Origin of the sequence: Lentzea sp. NPDC060358, assembly GCF_042725365.1 — a bacterium.
Classification (GTDB): Bacteria; Actinomycetota; Actinomycetes; order Mycobacteriales; family Pseudonocardiaceae; genus Lentzea.
Window position 1 is genome coordinate 1 of the sequence record NZ_JBHXCW010000444.1, and the last position, 2,242, is coordinate 2,242.

At 71.3% G+C, this 2,242-nt stretch carries 1 protein-coding gene; it reads left to right on the plus strand.

Annotation, left to right across the window (positions count from 1 at the left end; all coding sequences use genetic code 11):
- Positions 1-2,172 (plus strand): DNA internalization-related competence protein ComEC/Rec2 (locus ACFWGZ_RS40695; protein WP_382456922.1); only part of this gene is annotated, 2,172 nt, incomplete at its 5' end.
- Positions 2,173-2,242: the final 70 nt, after the last annotated feature.

Below are 2,242 nucleotides of genomic sequence, written 5' to 3' on the forward strand. Positions count from 1 at the left end.
GTCCTGGACGACGAGGAGGCGGGCCTGCTCCCGGCCCTGGTCGTGGGCGACACCGAACGCATGGTGCCGCGCATCGTCGACGAGTTCCGCACGGCCGGCCTCGCGCACCTGCTCGCGGTGAGCGGCGCGAATCTCGCCATCGTCTGCGGAGCGGTCTACCTGCTCCTGCGGCGCTTCGGACCCCGGCAGGCGGCCGTGGCGGCGGTGCTGGCGCTGATCGGGTTCGTGGTCCTGGCCGGTCCGGAACCCAGCGTGCTCAGGGCCGCGGTCATGGGCGCGATCGCGCTGCTGGCGCTGGGGCTGGGCCGCGAACGGTCCGCGGTGCCGAGCCTCGCGACCGCGGTGGTTGTGCTGGTGCTCGTCGACCCGGCGCTGGGAGGCGATCCCGGCTTCGCGTTATCGGTCATCGCGACGGCGGCGCTCGTGCTGGTCGCCCCGAGATGGGCGCGAGCGCTCAAGGACCGCGGTGTGCCGAACGGGCTGGCCGAGGCGGTCGTCATCCCGACGGCCGCGAGCCTCGCCACCGCTCCGGTGGTAGCCGGGCTGAGCGGCCAGGTGAGCCTGGTGTCGGTGGTCGCGAACCTCGTCGCGGCGCCGGTGGTCGCACCGGCCACCGTGCTGGGTGTGATGGCGGCGGTCGTCGCGTCGTGGTGGCCGGACGGGGCCGAGGTGCTCGTCCACGTCGCCGGGCCTGCGGTGACCTGGCTGGTCCAGGTCGGGCGGCAGGCGGCGACCGTGCCGGGTGGTGCGGTCGACTGGCCGGAGGGCTGGACCGGTGCGGCCGCGCTGACCGCGGTCGTGGCGGTCACGGTGTTGTTGCTGCGGTTCAAAAAGACGCGGACGTTGGTCGTCGCCGTGCTCATCGGCGGGTTCGTGGTGCTGGTGCCGCTCGAGGTGGTGGCGCCGGACTGGCCGCCGGAGGGCTGGAAGGTCGTCGGCTGCGATGTCGGCCAAGGCGATGCGCTGGTCCTCGCCACGGACGACGCCGACCGGGCGGTCCTCGTCGACACCGGACCCGATCCCGGTGCGGTGGACCGGTGCCTGAAGACGTTGGGGATCAAGAGGATCCCGCTCGTCGTGCTGACGCACCTGCACGCCGACCACGTCGGTGGACTGGCCGCGGTGCTCACCGGGCGTGCGGTGGGAGCCGTGGCGGTCGGACCGCTCAAGGAGCCCTCGTGGGCGTGGCGGGAGGTCAGCGAGCAGGCCCGCGCACACGGCGTGCGGGTGGTGGAACCGAAGGCGGGGGAGAGGTTCTCCCTGCCAGGACTGGAGTTGGAGGTGCTGGGTCCGCGACGGCCGCCGGTCGCCGAGGACGAGAACACGACGGTGAACGACTACTCGCTCGTGGTGAAGGCGCACACGAGTGCGGGCCGGGTGCTGCTCACCGGTGACGTCGAACTGGCCGGCCAAGCGGCGTTGCTGGGGGAGCGGGACCTCGGAGCCGAGGTGCTCAAGGTGCCGCACCACGGGTCCCGGTACTCGCTGCCCGCGTTCCTGCGGGCGGTGCGACCGCGGATCGCGCTGGTCAGCGTGGGCGAGGGGAACAGGTACGGGCACCCGAGTCCGCACGTCATCGACGTGCTGCGGACGGGAGGTGCGCTGGTGTTGCGCACGGACAAGGACGGAGACCTGGCGGTGTTGCCGGGAAACCGGATCGTACGGAGGAGAAGAGATGGTCTGGGTCAGGTTGTACAACGCGCGGTACCCGATTCCCGGTGGCACGCCGGGGTTCGGCTGGGCGCTGTGGCAGATGAACTACTCGGCCACGCCGTGGCCGCACGACGAGCTCAAGCCCGATTTCGGTTACTACATCTGCGAATCGCTCGACGACGGCACACGCGCCATCACGTACAAGGCGAAGACGACGCACGTGCTGCCGTCGACGAAGACCGCGTCGCCGGAGGAGGCGTACGACCTCGTATCGGAGCACGTGTTCGACGACGGCCTGAGGATCGAGCCGCACGTCTGGCACGACTACCACTACAACGCGCTGAAGGCGGAAGCCGATTGGCCGCAACGGATCGCGGCGTGGCGCGCGGACGTGTGGTCGGTCGGACCGCACGTGATGGACGGGCTGAAACGGTTCCCGCGCACCGGGTGGGTGCAGACGGACGCGATCTCCATCTGAGTTCGGGCGCGCTCGCGGTCGACGCCCGGTCCCGGACGTGAAACCGGTCCTGGACAGGAAAGAGCTCGGGGACGCGGGTGCGTCCCCGAGCCTGGAGGAGGTGGTTATCCC